Below are 15,212 nucleotides of genomic sequence, written 5' to 3' on the forward strand. Positions count from 1 at the left end.
TGAAGCAGAAGTTGCTTAAGCAAAGAACTTTATTTATATTTCTTCATAGGCGATACATACAAAAAGGCGGAAAGGGATATTTTCATGCATTTTAATAACAGTGAAGCTATTGCACTTAAGGCAAGGCTGGAGGAATTGAAACAACGCATCTATTTGCATGCTGAAGCGGTATCGGACAATATGAAGCTATTTTTTGATAACAAGCCGAGGTATATTGTTTTTCTGTCTTTCAGCGATGGAGAATCACGTGCCCACGTTTGCAATGGCAGCGGCAATTCAATTGAATCGAGCTGGAAAAATGCTGTAAATAGCATGAATAAAAAAGTCAAAAAGCTGAAGCTGCAGCCTTTGTGGATAAAAGCAGATCTTGTCAAAGATATTAAAGAGTGTTCATTTGATGCCTTTATCGATTATGTTTCCAGTATCAAAACCAATTATTTCAGAGAAGGCATTGCCCTGGACGAAATGTTTAATATCGCCTTTTTGGAACAGGAAGTCAATGCCAATGTATTTATATACGACAACAAAGTATCGCCCCAAAAGCAAATCTCCTGGAAGAACATGATGGCCTATATTAAATATAACCTGGGGATTAAATTGGAGTTGGATGAGAAATCCCTCAAGAGAGTATGGCTGTTTACGACGCTTGGTTTTTTCCATGATGGAACAGAGTGCCATGACCTGAACCATGGCAGGCTAAACAATGGGCGACGGGTCATAGAGGTCATCGATGAAAAATTACTGCGGTCGGTAATCGAAAAATCCTCAGGCTTTTTAGCCACTCAAGTTGACGAATCAGGTAAGTTTCGTTACGGATATTTTCCCTGTTTTAACAAGGAAATCCCCGGCTACAATACACTGCGGCACGCCAGCACCACCTACTCTATGATCGAGGCGTTTGAGGTGACCAGAGATGAAGAGTTGGGGCGGGCCATCATCCGGGCTTTGGAATATTTGGCCCGGGAGGGAATAGAAGTGGTAGAGGATGAAGAGGGGATTACCCGGGCCTTTGTGATTGAACGAACCATGGACAACGAAATTAAGCTGGGTGCCAATGCTACCGCTATTTTGGCATTTTCCAAATATACCACCGTATTTGATGACCAGAAGTATGTTCAGTTGATGAAGCAGCTCGCTGAGGGCATCAGTTATTTTCAGAATAAACAAGACGGTTCCTATGTCCATGTCTTGAATTTCCCCGACCTGTCCATCAAGGAAGAATTCCGCACCGTATACTATAACGGCGAGGCGGCTTTTGCCTTGATGCGGTTGTATGACATAGATAAAGACCAGCGCTGGCTTAATATGGTGGAATCAGCCTTTGAATATTTTATCGACAATGAGTTTTGGCGCCAAAAGGATCACTGGCTCAGCTATTGCTCCAATGAGCTCTTTAAACACAGACCGGAGAAAAAATACATAGAATTCAACCTGAAAAATGCCAGTGGCATTTTAGACTTCTGTTTGAGCAGGGAAACCACCTATCCAACCTTGCTGGAATTATTAATGGCTACCTACAGCATGATAGAGAAAATGAAAAGAGACCAGTACGGTCTGGACCTTTTGGACTCTTTTGATCAAAAGAAATTGATGGCCGCAATCGAACATCGCGTGGAGCATCAATTGAATGGCTTGTATTTCCCGGAAGTGGCTATGTATTATAAAGCACCTCAGAATATTTTGTGGGCATTTTACATTCGCCATCATTCTTTCCGGTCCCGAATCGATGATATTGAGCACAATATTTCCGGATATTGCAGTTATTTGAATCAGATCCTGCTCAAACGCGGGGACGGTTCTGGGGATTGAGCTCCATAAAGCCAACGCGGACAGCCAACGCGAGCAGACGCGGGGACGGTTCTGGTGTTTAAAAAGCGAACGCGGGGGCGGTTCTAGTGTTTAAGGTGGCACTCTCACCGGTTCGCCTTTACCCCCTTTTGCTGCACAGTAGCAGCCACTGCCGCAGAGATCGGCTCAAGGGGGCCAGATCCCATGGTCCCGCTATTCCTCACGTTTTAAGGTATACGATTATAGGAGAGAGCAACATGCAAAAAGGTTGGTCGAAAAACGAGCTGACCGATATTATCGGCGGAAAATGGATTGTTGAGCCAGCAGATGACTGGCGCTGCTGGAATCTGGCAGTTTCGTCCGCCGGCTGTGTTGGCCAGGGTACTCTATTTGTTGCCATTGATAGGGAGAGATGGCTGCAGGGCACAGGCAACACCGGAGTGTATGCGGATTGGACCGATACTCACACCACTTTGCATAGCTTCCAGAACAAAATTATCGGCGCAGTAGTGGAGCGTCACATAAAGGAACTGGATCCATTCATACCTCAGCTTCTGGTGGAAAATTCTTATGATGTGATCAAAAAGCTGGGTTCCACCGCACGCGAAGCCTATGCGGGAAAGATTCTTGCTATTACTGGCACGGTAGGTAAATCAACCACTAAAATGATGTTGGATCATTTGCTGAAGGGAAAAGGTGCAGTTGAATCTACCTATGGAAATCACAACTCCAGAACAGGTGTAGCCCTGACTTTGGGGCGGTGCGTTACACAGCCTGATTTTACGGTTATTGAAGTGGCACTTTCGGCATTATGGATGCGTTCTGGGGGTATTTGCCAACTGGCTCGTCCCGACATCGCCGTTATTACCGAAATCGCTTTGGGGCAAACCGGTGGAAATTTCAATACGGTTCACGAAACAGCCCGAATGAAGGCCCGTATCGCCCAGGGCATCCAACCTGGGGGAACAGCGGTATTAAACCGTGATATGCTGGAGTATGATTTGGTTAAATCCGAGGTGATATCCTACGGAGCAAAAGTAATTAGTTATGGTTTTCATGAAGAGGCTGATTTCCGAGTGGTAGAATGGCATCCGGTGGATGATGGTTCCTGGGTTAACGCGGTTATCGCTGATCAGCAAATCAAATATCATTTGCCGGCAGCAGGACGAGCTATGGTCTCTAATTCACTGGCAGCGCTGGCTGCGGTATATGCTCTAGGTATAGATCCAGCTGAGGTAATGGAGCGTTTGGAAACGATCCATTTAAATGAAGCGGTGTTGGAACCGCTCAGCGTAGAATTACCCCAGGGCGGAAAGGTTCACCTACTTGATGACAGCTACAATGCGGAGGTCGCTTCGATGTATGCGGCCTTTGAAGTGTTTAAATTAAATGCAGCGCAGCATAAGGGGAAAAGAATTTGCATTTTAGGGAGGATTGTGAACTTAGGCGTCAATGCCGAGGCAGTTCATAGACAACTGGCGAAGCCTTTGATCGATACCGGCGTTGACCTGGTATTTCTTTATGGGGACGAAATGAGATATTTGCTGGAAGAATTACCGGGGAAAATGGTAGCCGGTTTCTACACGGACATTGAGTCCTGTGCTCGGGATGCGGCCAGCATACTGGAAGCGGATGATTATGTGTTGTTGAAAGGGTCCCGCCGGGCTAATGATTTCGGGCAGATTCGATCTAGATTGTTATCCGCAATAAAGAGGCAGCCTGAGTTGCCGCCATTCACGCCTGGCAAATGGGGATTCTCGTCCCATGCCAGGTATAGGCTGGAGGCGGTTGACTTGGAAAGCGGAGAGACGCTTTTGAGCACAGGAAACCCTAGTATTCAAGTGAACCGTGGTCTGGGAAGCCTCTTGTTGCTGGCTCGGTTGCTGGAGGATATCGCCAGGGGGAAAATGGCATTTAATGAGTATGTAACCATGAGTGTTGTACCAGCCAGGGAGGCAAAAGCAACCAATGCTATTGGTTTTGAAGAAGGGGAGCAGGTGTCGCTTTATACATTGCTGAGCTTATTAGTCTGCCGCAATGCGCCTGATGTGGCGTTAGCCCTGGCGGAAAAACTGTCCGGTAAAACTGGGGAAGCTTTGAAAGCTATAAAGGCTTTGGCCACTAAACTGGATTTGAATAACAGTGCCGTCGAGAATATTAGCGGCAGGCCCACAACTAAGCCACAGCACTTTACGGTAACAGATCTAAGCAAGCTGGGAAGATATTTGTTTTCTATGCCTCCCAAATATTCAAAGATGCTGAATACAACCATGGTGGAGTATAAAGGCAAGTTATTTGAGTCTACCAGTAGCCTGGTGGCCAGCGGGAAAATAATTGGAGGCTTTTTTTTTGGACAGAACCATGGGGAAGGCACGGTATTGACCTATATAAGGGGAAGAAAGGTCGTAGTCTCAGTGTGCGGCGCCAGGGATAATTTTCAGCGCGATTACTTGCTTGCCGAGGTCATAGATCGGCTTGCAGGGGCGGGTGATACGGCGGATAACCCGACTATCAAAAGGGAATTTAAACTTGGGTCTGCAGAGCCAGCCGTTATTCAGTTCATTGGGGACACTTATTATGGAGAGGATTATACAGCCAGACGGCTGAGAAGAGGCCAGGAAGATGCGCTTACGAAATACGGTTATGATTATTGTTTTGCGGCATTGAAGCCTTTCCTGGCACAGGGAAGCCTGAATATCGCCAATTTCGAAGGCGTATTGACTGATTTGACCTCTTCACACCTGAAAGGCATCAAACCATTTGTGCTGGGCGGGAGGATTCAAGAAAGCATCCGATCTTTAAAGAACAACCATATTCATGCCGTGACATTAGGCAATAACCATGCCATGGACTATGGTGCGGCTGGATTAAAATCAACTTTGCAGGCCTTCAATGAAGCAGATATTCCATGGGCAGGGGCGGGATTTACGGGCCGAGATGCCAGCCAACCACTGCGGATCAGGCATGGAGATCATAAAATTGTAATTTTCAGCGGCTATTGGTATAGGCGCCCGGCTCATTATGAATTTGATTCATATGCCATGGGTAATAAACCGGGCGTAGCTTGCCTGAATGGCGAGCTGATGGCAAGGATCACTAAAGAAAAACTCACCAAATCCTCTAAAATTTTTATCATTTTAGTGGCCCATTGGGGCACGGATTACGGACCGATACTGAATCAACAAAGAAATTATGCCAAAACCTTTATAGACTCTGGGGCTGATCTGATTATCGGCCATGGTGCACATTTAATGCAGGGAATTGAGCAAATAAACGGAAAATGGGTGATCTATAGCATCGGGAACGGCGTCTTTAACAGTAACGGGGAGTACCAACAGAGAAAGCTGCCGCCTTACAGTTACCTGCTGCAGCTGAGACTTGAGGAAGATGGTGCCAAGTGTATCAGGCTTTATCCGATATTTACTGATAATTTGAAAACATTCTGGCAGCCCCGTTTTGTTACTGAAGAGGAATTCAGGGATGTTCTGGCATATCAGACGCAGTTGGGTACACCGACTGATCACTTCGATATCGGGATGGACGCATATGGTTATTATACTGAAGTGAAAATTTGAGGTGGGTGTGTCAGGGGACGGTTCTCTGACACTTATCGATTGGATTATGGAGGGTTGGTAGTAGCATGAAAAAGCAGAGACGAAAATTAAATTACAAGCTTTTGGGCAGCCTCTTGGTCTTGGGCGGTTTGTTCCTGTTTGTTTTTCCATATGCTGAAAGCCTGTATCAGCAATGGACCCAGCCAAATGTCGGCATTCAGCCCGCAGAACCGACTCCCGTACTTCCAGAAAGTGAAGCTGCACCATCTTCGGCGGAACAGCCCCGAGAATTCCTGCCGATTTCCGGCCGCCTGGTTATTCCCAGCCTGCAACTCGATCTGCAGGTCGGCTATGGGGTCGGAGAAGCAGATCTGAAGCAGGGGCCTGGTTTCTATCCCCAAAGCGGCTATCCCAGCCTTGGCAATGTAAGCATCGCCGGTCACCGCAATGCCTATGGCAGTCCCTTCCTGCATTTAGATAAACTGAAACCTGGCGATACCATCGAGCTAGAATACGACAATGCTCATTATACTTACCGTGTGGATAAAGTCTATGTTACTCATAGCCGGGACTGGAGCGTTGTCGATCCCACCAGTCAGCCAGCCATCACGCTGACCACCTGCACTCCTCTGATTCCGGTGGATGGCCATTACGACCGCCTCATCGTGCGGGGCTACCTGCAATAAAGAACAGATAAAGGACGTAAAGGGGGGACGTTCTTTCTGTTTCCTTTTCTAAGCGCATATTTTGCACATGACCGCATAGCTGTCCGGCGCTAGACCTGAAAGAACAAGCGGGCACAGGTATTTCTCTGGGGATCTGCTTCAGTAGGGGAGCTCTGCCCAGCCCGCCTAGAGTCGCCCCAAATTGGTGGTGGTAGGGGAGACGACTCTGTCTGCCCTGGAGGGTCTTGCGACAAGGATTTTCATCACCCTTGTGAAACAACGGTTCACGGTAGTTTTGCTTCTGCCTGTAAGTGTGTCAGAGAACCGTCCCCTGACACTGTTAGTAAAATTTACATATGGGGTAATCCTTAGGATAAACAATCTACTATTTCCATGTACTATGAAGTTATTGTACAAAATTTGGCCATAATAGCCGATTTGTCCCGGTTTGCCTAAGACTCCTAATTAACATATATTAGATAGTAGAACAAACCGGGAATATTTGTTTAAGCTGTACGGAGGGTCCTGGAAAAAGTTTTAGGAGGTCATTATGAGGCAGAAATTAATACTGGTATTTGCTATTTTAATGGTGGGTTTGTTTGCCATGCAGGCAGTAGCGGTAGACATCCCAGTTGTTATTGATGGACAGGCCGTGGAATTTGTGGATCAAAAGCCATACATAGATGAGAATAACCGTACCCTGGTTCCGATGAGAGCCCCAATGGAAGCCTTAGGGGCAACGGTTAGCTGGGATGCTGATAAATATCAGGCTATCCTGGAAAAAGATGGGGTTGTTGTAGTATTCACCATTGGGAACAATGTGTACACGGTTAATGACGAGGCCATGGAAATGGATACCAAGGCAGCCTTGACCGGAGACCGGACCTGCATTCCCATTCGTTACGCTGCTGAAGCATTTGGTTATACGGTTTTATGGGACAGCGAAACCTATACAGTGGATATAACCTCTGCTGCGGTGCCTGAAGATGGCGATGTAATCGTTCCCGATGAGGATGCTGTCGATGAAGGCGCTGTCGATGAAGATGGCCTGGATGATGGATCCGTCGAGGAGAACGGTGATGACCAAGAAGTTGTAGACGATGAGAATTTGGATGAAGGTGCAGAAGATCCCATTTTGGATGAGTCTGTACTTGAATAAGAAGTTCAGACAAATACCCGAAGCAGCAAAACACTGAAATAATAGTCTGCTGACTTATGAAATAACCCGGTTAATTAAAACGGACCCTGTTTGAACAGCAATAGTATTTAAAAACCGCCCGTTATGCGGGCGGTTTTGCATTACTCACAAACGGTTTTGGCGTGTTAACAGCAATCCCTTATCCATGCAGGTTTAGATGAGCTAGTGGTATGATAATGCTGGCTCTCTGGCTACAATGTTGTAGCTACATGAATACACTGGAAGAAAAGGGCGAGCGAAGCAAACCTGGAATCGGTACAGGTGGGGGCATGCAACGTTTTTTTGGTCTGGTACAAACATGGGGCAGTTGTTTGACAAGTTTTGCCGTAAATAATTAGTATAGTATACATCAATAGATAGTAAAGGTGTTGTTGCTGGGCATGCTATAAAGGAGAGGGAATGCAAGAAGATACTAAGCGACTGAGAACACTTCTGATAAAGCCGGTTTCCCAATTCATATCTGGACAAATGTTAGGCGGCACACTGTTGCTACTGGCCACCATTGTAGCGCTGTTTTGGGCCAATTCTCCTTGGGCCGCCAGCTATTTCCACTTATGGAATACAAATATCGAGATCAGCGTAGGCAACTTCAAACTGGCTGAATCCCTGGGTCTTTGGATTAACGACGGCCTTATGGTCATCTTCTTTTTTGTGGTTGGCTTGGAAATCAAGCGCGAATTCCTGGTGGGAGAATTGTCTACAGCGCAAAAAGCAACCCTGCCGATCATAGCTGCCCTCGGAGGCATGATCGTGCCGGCTGCTATCTACACTGCATTTAATTTTGGCGGAGATGGGGCCCACGGCTGGGGTATTCCCATGGCTACGGACATTGCTTTTGCCCTGGGCTGCGTCATCGCTCTGGGTCGGCTGATCCCGCTGTCATTGAAGGTATTCCTGCTGGCCCTGGCAATTGTTGATGATCTGGGGGCTATCCTGGTAATTGCTCTGTTTTATACTGATCATATAAGCCTGATCAGCCTGACTATTGGCATTATTATCCTATCTGTGTCGTGGCTGCTTAATATCAGAGGGGTTAGGCGGACGTTTCCTTATGCCCTTCTGGGAATTGCCTTATGGCTGGCCTTCCTGCTGTCAGGAATTCATGCCACTATTGCAGGAGTTTTACTGGCTTTCACGATTCCCGCCAGGGCTCGTTATCATCCCGATCAATTCGTGGGCGAAACCAGCAGTCTATTAATGAACTTCCCGGAAAGAGACTTCAACATCATGGTGGTCGACGAAACCCAGAAGCAAATCCTTAAAGAGTTGAAATGCGCTGTCGACAATGTCAACACCCCTCTGCAGAAACTCGAAGACGCACTGTACCCCTTTGTCTCTTATTTCATAATACCGGTCTTCGCCCTGGCCAATGCAGGAGTGAGTTTTGTGGGCGGTGGTGAGGAAGTCGGGTTTATCAACCCGGTCACCATGGGCGTGGTGTTAGGCCTTGTTCTGGGCAAACAAATAGGCATAACGTTGTTTTCATGGCTGGCGGTCAGAGCCGGTATTGCCGTGTTAGGGGAAGAGGTGCGCTGGAGTCAACTATGGGGTATAGCAGGGCTGGCCGGCATTGGCTTTACTATGTCGCTGTTTATTACCAATCTGGCCTTTACAGACCCGCTGCTCACTTATCAGGCTAAAACTGGCATTCTCTCTGCATCTGTGATCGCGGCGATCGGGGGCACGATTATACTGCTTGCGGATCATCTTATCCAGCGCAGGAAGTCCAGCTGAAGAACAACAGGCTGTTAAGACCGGCTGATAGCTTAAACATAAGAAACATCTTTTATAATAAGTACCGGGCACTTGACCGCTCTGCTCACTCGTTCGCTCACACTGCCGAGAAGCAGACCTTTGATAGCACCCAGGCCTCTGTTCCCCATGACAACCAAGTCGTGTTTTTTTTCGGCCACTTCTTCTATAATGATGTTGGCCGGATTGCCCCATGATAATATTGCGTCGATATTGGCAGCATCTCTGTCAATGCTCTTGAGGGCTTGGTTTAAGATCTCGCAGCCCTCGGCGCGCAAGGCTTCGATTTGTTGAGCCTGAATTTCCGGCCCATCCTTTCCTTTTGATTCTATCTCCGGGCTTTTAGTGATCACATGGAGCAAGGTCACCCGGCCCTCAAACTTCTCTCCAATAGCTACAGCAGCTTTGACGGCACTAAGGGCGTATGCTGATCCGTCAATGGGAACCAGGATGTTCTTAAACATAGGTACCTCCTTGTAATACCGGCCACATCAGATGGAATTAGCCATGATCCAGCGAGATTAAACCTCTATTATTTGCGCGTTCTGTGCTTAATTTTTCCTGAATTGAGTGCAAGTGATTCTCTATCTAGCCTTAGTCTACTATGGAACGCTGATTTCATCTAGCGCAAGATATCGGGAAACAGCGGGAAGCAAGGAGATATGCCCATACTGCATCTCATCAAAACCATCTTACCTATTGCCAAAACACCTCGGAACGAATAGAATATTCTATATACCATACCCGGTATGGGTATCATAAAGAGGAGGTAAGGCTATGTCTATGACTGTGACGCGAAGGACATTTCTAAAGCGGGCGGCGGCATCAGGGATCGCAGCAGCCAGCATTATGACCGGGGCGCGCAAAGTTCTGGCCGAGTCTAAGTCGACTGGCAAATACGCTATGCTGCACGATTTGAATAAATGTGATGGTTGTGAACATCAGGATACCCCCGAGTGTGTTCTGGCATGTCGAATTAAAAATGAAACCAATTACCCTCAGCCCCAGCATCCTATTAAGAATTATTGGCCTCAGCCCAAACACGAGGACTGGTCCGAAAAAAGGCATATTACCGACCGGCTCACCCCTTACAACTGGACCTATGTCCAGCGTCTGGAGGTGGAATGGCAGGGGAAAAAGATCAAGGTGAATGTTCCCCGCAAGTGTATGCATTGTGACAACCCGCCCTGTTCGACCTTGTGTCCTTTCGGGGTTAATGATAAGACCGCCGAAGGTCCAGTGGTGATAAATCCTAAGGGGTGTTTCGGCGGGGCTAAATGCCGGGATGTTTGCCCCTGGCATATCCCTCAGCGGCAGGGCGGGGTAGGGCTTTATCTGGAGGTAGCTCCCGACCTGGCGGGAGGCGGAGTTATGTACAAATGCGATATGTGTCACGATTTGATCAAACAGGGACAGCAACCGGCCTGTGTAACTGCCTGCCCCAGAGATGCTATCAAGTTCGGCCTGCAGCATGAAATGCGCCAATATGCCCGCAACTGGGCGCAGGAAAACCAGGGGTATGTATACGGAGATGTAGAGAATGGTGGCACAGCCAATTTCTATATTTCAAAAATACCTTTTGAGGCCATCAATGCGGCAATTATTGAGCAGGATCTGGACGGCAAGACCGGTCGGATAAATATGGCGGTAAATATTGAAAACCCGCTTGACGAGCCGGGCACTATGCTGAGCGGCTTTGTGATGGCTCCAATTGCCGGTATACTGGCGGCCGGAATAAGCACTTACCATATCATGAAAGGGGGTGCTGATGATGAAGATCAAACGCCATAATCTAGCTATACGCTTTACTCATTGGGTCACGGCAACGTCGATATTTATATTGTTCTTTTCCGGCTTTGGCCAGATGCCGGTGTATAAGAGGTATTTTGTCGACCAACTCCCGGGGCTGGCCTGGTCGAGCGATTTTTTAGCAACATTGCATCTGCATTATCTGGCAGCTATGGCATTGATATTTGTAAGTGTCTATTATGTGACCTATTTGATAGTGAGCAAAAGATGGGACATCATACCCCGTAGGGGTGATTTCAAGGAATCCTTACAAATTTTTGCTTCCATGGTGGGGTTGGCCGAGGAGCCGGAAAATGACAAATATCTGGCTGAACAACGCCTAGCCTTCGAGGTGACTGCTTTCTCAGTAATGGCCTTGATCGTCACCGGGATATTTAAGGTGTATAAGAATCTGCCCGGAGTGGAGTTTTCGTCGGGTGCGGTGTTCTGGCTGGCACAGATCCATAACCTGTTCACAGTTATTTTGCTGTTTTCGATCATAGTTCATCTAGCGGCGTTTTTCATCAAGGCCAACCGCCCCCTGGTTATCAGTATGTTCACCGGCTATATCGATAAGGGATATGTGGAACGTCGCCATGCGGTGTGGTGGGCTAAGCTGAATCAGGAGCAAGACCGCAGCGAGGCCGAAGTGCTCTCAGCGGAATAGAAAGCGAGGGGCAGCTTTTGCTTCCCCTCGCTTCACCATGTGCCTGCTAATAATACATCAAAATTCTGGGAAACCCGATTTAGGCGCATTCATGAATTCTTCATCATTGTACCACGGAGGGATTGCCATGCCTGTTTGAGGCTCAAATTGAATGCCATTATCCCCTGGATAAGGTTTGCGATGATCATAGTATTTCCACATCAATTCCTCTGGGACTCCGTCAGGGAAAGCCTCGCAAGTATACCCGAATCCCTGGCATTTGGCACCGGTTCTTTTAGCCGGTGAGTACGGCGTGTAATGTTTGCAGACCATGCACATAGGCATCAAACATTGAGTCATCCCTAATTTCCTCCTCTTCCCTTTGTTTCTCTATATATTTAGAATGGAAAGTTTATACACTATATTCCATATCTAAAACAAATTATCCTGTTTATTATATGATTGGAGAGTTTTGTATAATAAGCTTCTCTAGTATTTATAAAGCACTTTTTACTGTAATCCTGACGCGAAGCCGAAGGTTTCAAAGATTCTTCGCTAACGCTTCGAATGGCAAATCTGAAATTTTGGAATCAGCCAAACTCGCGATTAATTTGTATTTAGTCATGGTGGGGAATTTTTGACACCTGTAAGACGCATCATCTAATATTAAAGCAAGGTTATCTATAATCTAGAAACGGCGGAAAAAGGAGGTCTTGTGGTGAGCGAAAAGGAATTTCGGAATCGGGCTTCGACAGCAGATAAGATTGCCCTGGGAATAGGGACGGCAGCTGCTCTAGGGGTGGCCGCAGGGATTTATATCGCCAAGAAATCGGCGGCATCGGTGCGGCGCTTCGCGCTTGGCAGAGGCAGCGTACCCAAGGAGTACTGGCAGGCTGACTACGTCAAGGACTCTGTTCCGCAGACGCGCTATTTCCATGGTACTTTGGATGCGGTCAATCGGCGCCTCAAGCATTACCAAGCCGAGGTGACGTCGATAACCAGGCTTGACAAAGCCGAGGTTGATTCTCTCATAGCACAACATTACACCCATCTAATTGAATTGTGAGGAAGCAGAGGGATTATAATTAACCAAGCCGGGGAAGTGCTTTTTTCTGCGCCTTTTAAAGAGGGTCAATAAAGGCAAGGCAGCAATAAGAACTGTGGCCGTGCCGATGTGTTTGCTCCCTGGGTTTGGCAGGAATGCCAAACTGTATCACTGCTGCGTATCATAGTACAGAAACGTTATCTTCCAAAAATGGTAATAGCAGCAAAGGAGGGGAGCGTAATGCATACTATTGGGGCCATTATTATAGCTGCCATGCTGTCTGAGGCGGTCTGGGAGACCGGTAAAATGGTGTGGCAAAAAGGCAAGATCTCGGTGGATAGGGTTGGCGCTCTGGTGGTAGGGATATTGTTTGCGGTAGGAGCCAATCTGGATCTATTTCACCTGGTGGAGATACACTTTTCCCACCCGTTTATCGGCCAGGTTCTGACCGGCATACTTTTATCACGGGGTGCCAATTTCGTACATGACATACTGAAGTCAGCCGAAGGAATAATGCAGGGCCAGAAGCAATAATAGCCGACCATGCTCAGTTTACCAAAACTGACAGCGAGGATGGATATATCGAAATTGACAACGTAGTATTTGCACGTTTGATTTAATTATTTCTGAATCACATATAAAAACTATTACTTCAATTAAAGATACCCATTAGCCGGTGGGTATCTTTTTGTCTATGTTAACCTTAGGGAAGCAAAGGACGTTTCTTTTTGCCTCCTCCTGCTTCCAAAAAACTTTCACATAGGATGATGTGCCATTGCATCCTGCGGTTACATTTTTCCCTGCTTTTAACGTTCCCTGTCACATGCCGCGATAGTTTTATGTGTGTTACAGAACCGTCCTCGGTCACATGCAGAAACGTCTGCGGTCACACATTCGTGTTACAGAACCGTCCCCTGACACCCTGCAGAACCGTCCCCTGACACCCTGTTATGTGTGTCACAGAACCGTCCCCTGTCACACCGCCGGCACAGTCACTCTATACTGGCAAAAGCCATAAGATGGAATATAAGCCAGGAAAGGATGATTGTGTGAAAATCTCTAGATGCCAACATCAAGTAAACGTGACTACTCCCAATGTTGTTTCAAATACTGCTCAAGGCTGCGGCTTCCCGGTTTCCAAACCGCCAAAGCCGGAGCCCTGCGTGCGCTGTGGCAATCTGGTGCAGGACCCTAGTTTTGAAGCCAGCGGTGCCTACTGGTGGTTCAGTGATGCTTCCATTTCAGATACCAGTGTCTTTGAGGGCACCGCTGTGGCTAGCATGGGCCCAGGTGTGTCAAGCGTGTTCCAAGAACTGTCTTTAAAAGGAATCAATCAATATCCGCTGTTCTTCAGCTTCAACGCGTTTTCTCCATCGGCTAGCAATAACAATGGTACCCTGACAGCTGAGGTGGTGTGGCTCGATAAGGAAAACCAGGCTATCGGCACTGGGGTAAGGATGTTTGTTCCTAATGACCGGATCAATGATTGGGCGCGCATCACTTTCTTCACCATCACCGACTGCCCTCCTGCCGGGACCGCCTCAGCCCGGGTTATGTTCAGTAAAGGGCAGGGTATAGAAAATGATATCATTTTAATTGACGGGGTAGTATTAGCAGCCATCAATAAGCCAGATCTAGTGCGCAATGGCGATTTTGAGGCCGGTCTCTTGGGATGGGACCCAGACCCGAATACCGCGTTTATTTCCGATCATAAGCTGTCTCTGGAAGGGGCCGGTCATGTGCGCACCCATTTCAACGGCACCTTGACTCAGGATATACCCATCGGCCAGTTTTCCAAAATGCCGTTCCTGTTCAGCTTTGCGGTGTTAGGAGAGGGACTGGTAAGCCTGAATGTGCGCATTGAATGGTTGGACCGCAACAACAATGCCATCGGGTCGGGATTGAGCATATCCATTCCCAATAATACGCTGCCTTCACAGGGTAATTATCTAAGCTACTTGAATATCACCGAGCCGGCCATATCTGGTACTAAAACCGCGCGGATAATCTTCACGGCCCAGGTTCCCAACTCGCAATACTACCTGGCCTTGGATCAGGTGCTGTTTGCCCCGGTTCTTACCGACAATCTCATCCAGAACCCCAGCTTTGAAGACGGTTTCAATCAATGGGTGCAGACCTATGTTACCCTGGTGCCTTTAAACGATGTCTATGAGGGCACTGCCGCTGCCGGGATCGGGCAGATCGGCGGGTCACTGTGGCAGGATGTCTACCTCAAAAAGGCTCCCGGACAATGCTACCTTTTCAGCACCGGGTTGGGTTTCCGCCGCACTAATCCGGAGGCTACTTTCGGGACTATGTTGATGAAAGTGATCTGGTTGGATCGGGATGAAAATGAGATTGGACTGGGACTATGCCTCATCGCTACCAGCGACAATGTGTCACGGAGCGATCATCAGTGGGTGCCTTACGCCGGTGTTACAGAACCGGCACCTCCCGGAACCGCAAAAGCCCGCATTCAGTTTACCAAAACTGACAGCACCGATGGATATATCGAAATTGACAACGTAGTATTTGCACGTTTGATTTAATTAGTTCTGAATCACATATAAAAATTATTACTTCAATTAAAGATACCCATTAGCCGATGGGTGTCTTTTTGTCTATGTTTACCTATGGGAAGCAAAGGCCGTTTCTTCTTGCCTCCTCCTGCTTCCAAAAAACTTTCACATAGGATGATGTGCCATTGCATCCTGCGGTTACATTTTTCCCTGCTGTTAACGTTCCCTGTCACATGCCGCAATGGTATTATGTGTGT

12 protein-coding genes are annotated in these 15,212 nt (G+C 47.5%); 10 read left to right on the top strand and 2 right to left on the bottom strand.

Annotated elements, in window-relative coordinates:
- Nucleotides 1-84 precede the first annotated feature (84 nt).
- The 5 genes from AC15IQ_RS09090 (at nucleotide 85) to nhaA (ending at nucleotide 8,939) form a co-directional block, all read left to right on the top strand.
- Entirely contained in the window at nucleotides 85-1,809 is a 1,725-nt protein-coding gene (locus AC15IQ_RS09090; protein ID WP_483178666.1) for an AGE family epimerase/isomerase, read from the top strand.
- A 236-nt stretch (nucleotides 1,810-2,045) separates the two neighbouring features.
- Complete coding sequence (locus AC15IQ_RS09095) at nucleotides 2,046-5,363, top strand: CapA family protein (RefSeq protein WP_483178667.1); 3,318 nt, start codon at nucleotides 2,046-2,048, stop codon at nucleotides 5,361-5,363.
- Between the two features lie 65 nt (nucleotides 5,364-5,428).
- Nucleotides 5,429-6,028 (top strand): sortase, encoded by a 600-nt coding sequence (locus AC15IQ_RS09100; RefSeq protein WP_483178668.1) that lies wholly within the window; start codon nucleotides 5,429-5,431, stop codon nucleotides 6,026-6,028.
- A gap of 529 nt (nucleotides 6,029-6,557) precedes the next feature.
- Complete coding sequence (locus AC15IQ_RS09105; RefSeq protein ID WP_483178669.1) at nucleotides 6,558-7,166, top strand: copper amine oxidase N-terminal domain-containing protein; 609 nt, start codon at nucleotides 6,558-6,560, stop codon at nucleotides 7,164-7,166.
- Nucleotides 7,167-7,604: 438 nt separating this feature from the next.
- Entirely contained in the window at nucleotides 7,605-8,939 is a 1,335-nt protein-coding gene (gene nhaA, locus AC15IQ_RS09110) for a Na+/H+ antiporter NhaA (RefSeq protein WP_483178670.1), read from the top strand.
- Between the two features lie 32 nt (nucleotides 8,940-8,971).
- Here nhaA and AC15IQ_RS09115 read toward each other — a convergent pair whose 3' ends face one another.
- Nucleotides 8,972-9,421, bottom strand: coding sequence for a universal stress protein (locus AC15IQ_RS09115; RefSeq protein WP_483178671.1), 450 nt, complete (start codon nucleotides 9,419-9,421; stop codon nucleotides 8,972-8,974).
- Between the two features lie 313 nt (nucleotides 9,422-9,734).
- Between AC15IQ_RS09115 and AC15IQ_RS09120 the strand changes: the two genes are divergently transcribed.
- Nucleotides 9,735-10,748, top strand: coding sequence for a 4Fe-4S dicluster domain-containing protein (locus tag AC15IQ_RS09120; protein ID WP_483178672.1), 1,014 nt, complete (start codon nucleotides 9,735-9,737; stop codon nucleotides 10,746-10,748).
- A complete protein-coding gene (locus tag AC15IQ_RS09125; protein ID WP_483178673.1) occupies nucleotides 10,726-11,412 on the top strand; it encodes a formate dehydrogenase subunit gamma in 687 nt (228 codons plus the stop codon). Before AC15IQ_RS09120 ends, AC15IQ_RS09125 begins: the two co-directional genes overlap by 23 nt.
- Nucleotides 11,413-11,469: 57 nt before the next feature.
- Here the strand turns inward: AC15IQ_RS09125 and AC15IQ_RS09130 are convergent, their stop codons facing one another.
- The gene (locus AC15IQ_RS09130) at nucleotides 11,470-11,751 is read right to left on the bottom strand and encodes a hypothetical protein (protein WP_483178674.1); all 282 of its coding nucleotides are present in this window, start codon (nucleotides 11,749-11,751) and stop codon (nucleotides 11,470-11,472) included.
- 358 nt (nucleotides 11,752-12,109) lie between these two features.
- Between AC15IQ_RS09130 and AC15IQ_RS09135 the strand changes: the two genes are divergently transcribed.
- The 3 genes from AC15IQ_RS09135 (at nucleotide 12,110) to AC15IQ_RS09145 (ending at nucleotide 14,985) form a co-directional block, all read left to right on the top strand.
- The gene (locus tag AC15IQ_RS09135) at nucleotides 12,110-12,457 is read left to right on the top strand and encodes a hypothetical protein (protein WP_483178675.1); all 348 of its coding nucleotides are present in this window, start codon (nucleotides 12,110-12,112) and stop codon (nucleotides 12,455-12,457) included.
- A 219-nt stretch (nucleotides 12,458-12,676) separates the two neighbouring features.
- Entirely contained in the window at nucleotides 12,677-12,970 is a 294-nt protein-coding gene (locus tag AC15IQ_RS09140; protein ID WP_483178676.1) for a hypothetical protein, read from the top strand.
- Between the two features lie 515 nt (nucleotides 12,971-13,485).
- Nucleotides 13,486-14,985, top strand: a complete 1,500-nt coding sequence (locus tag AC15IQ_RS09145) for a hypothetical protein (RefSeq protein WP_483178677.1) — start codon at nucleotides 13,486-13,488, stop codon at nucleotides 14,983-14,985.
- The last annotated feature ends 227 nt before the right edge of the window (nucleotides 14,986-15,212 follow it).

Origin of the sequence: Syntrophomonas sp. DTU019 (assembly GCA_913757435.1) — a bacterium.
Lineage (GTDB): Bacteria > Bacillota > Syntrophomonadia > Syntrophomonadales > Syntrophomonadaceae > DTU019.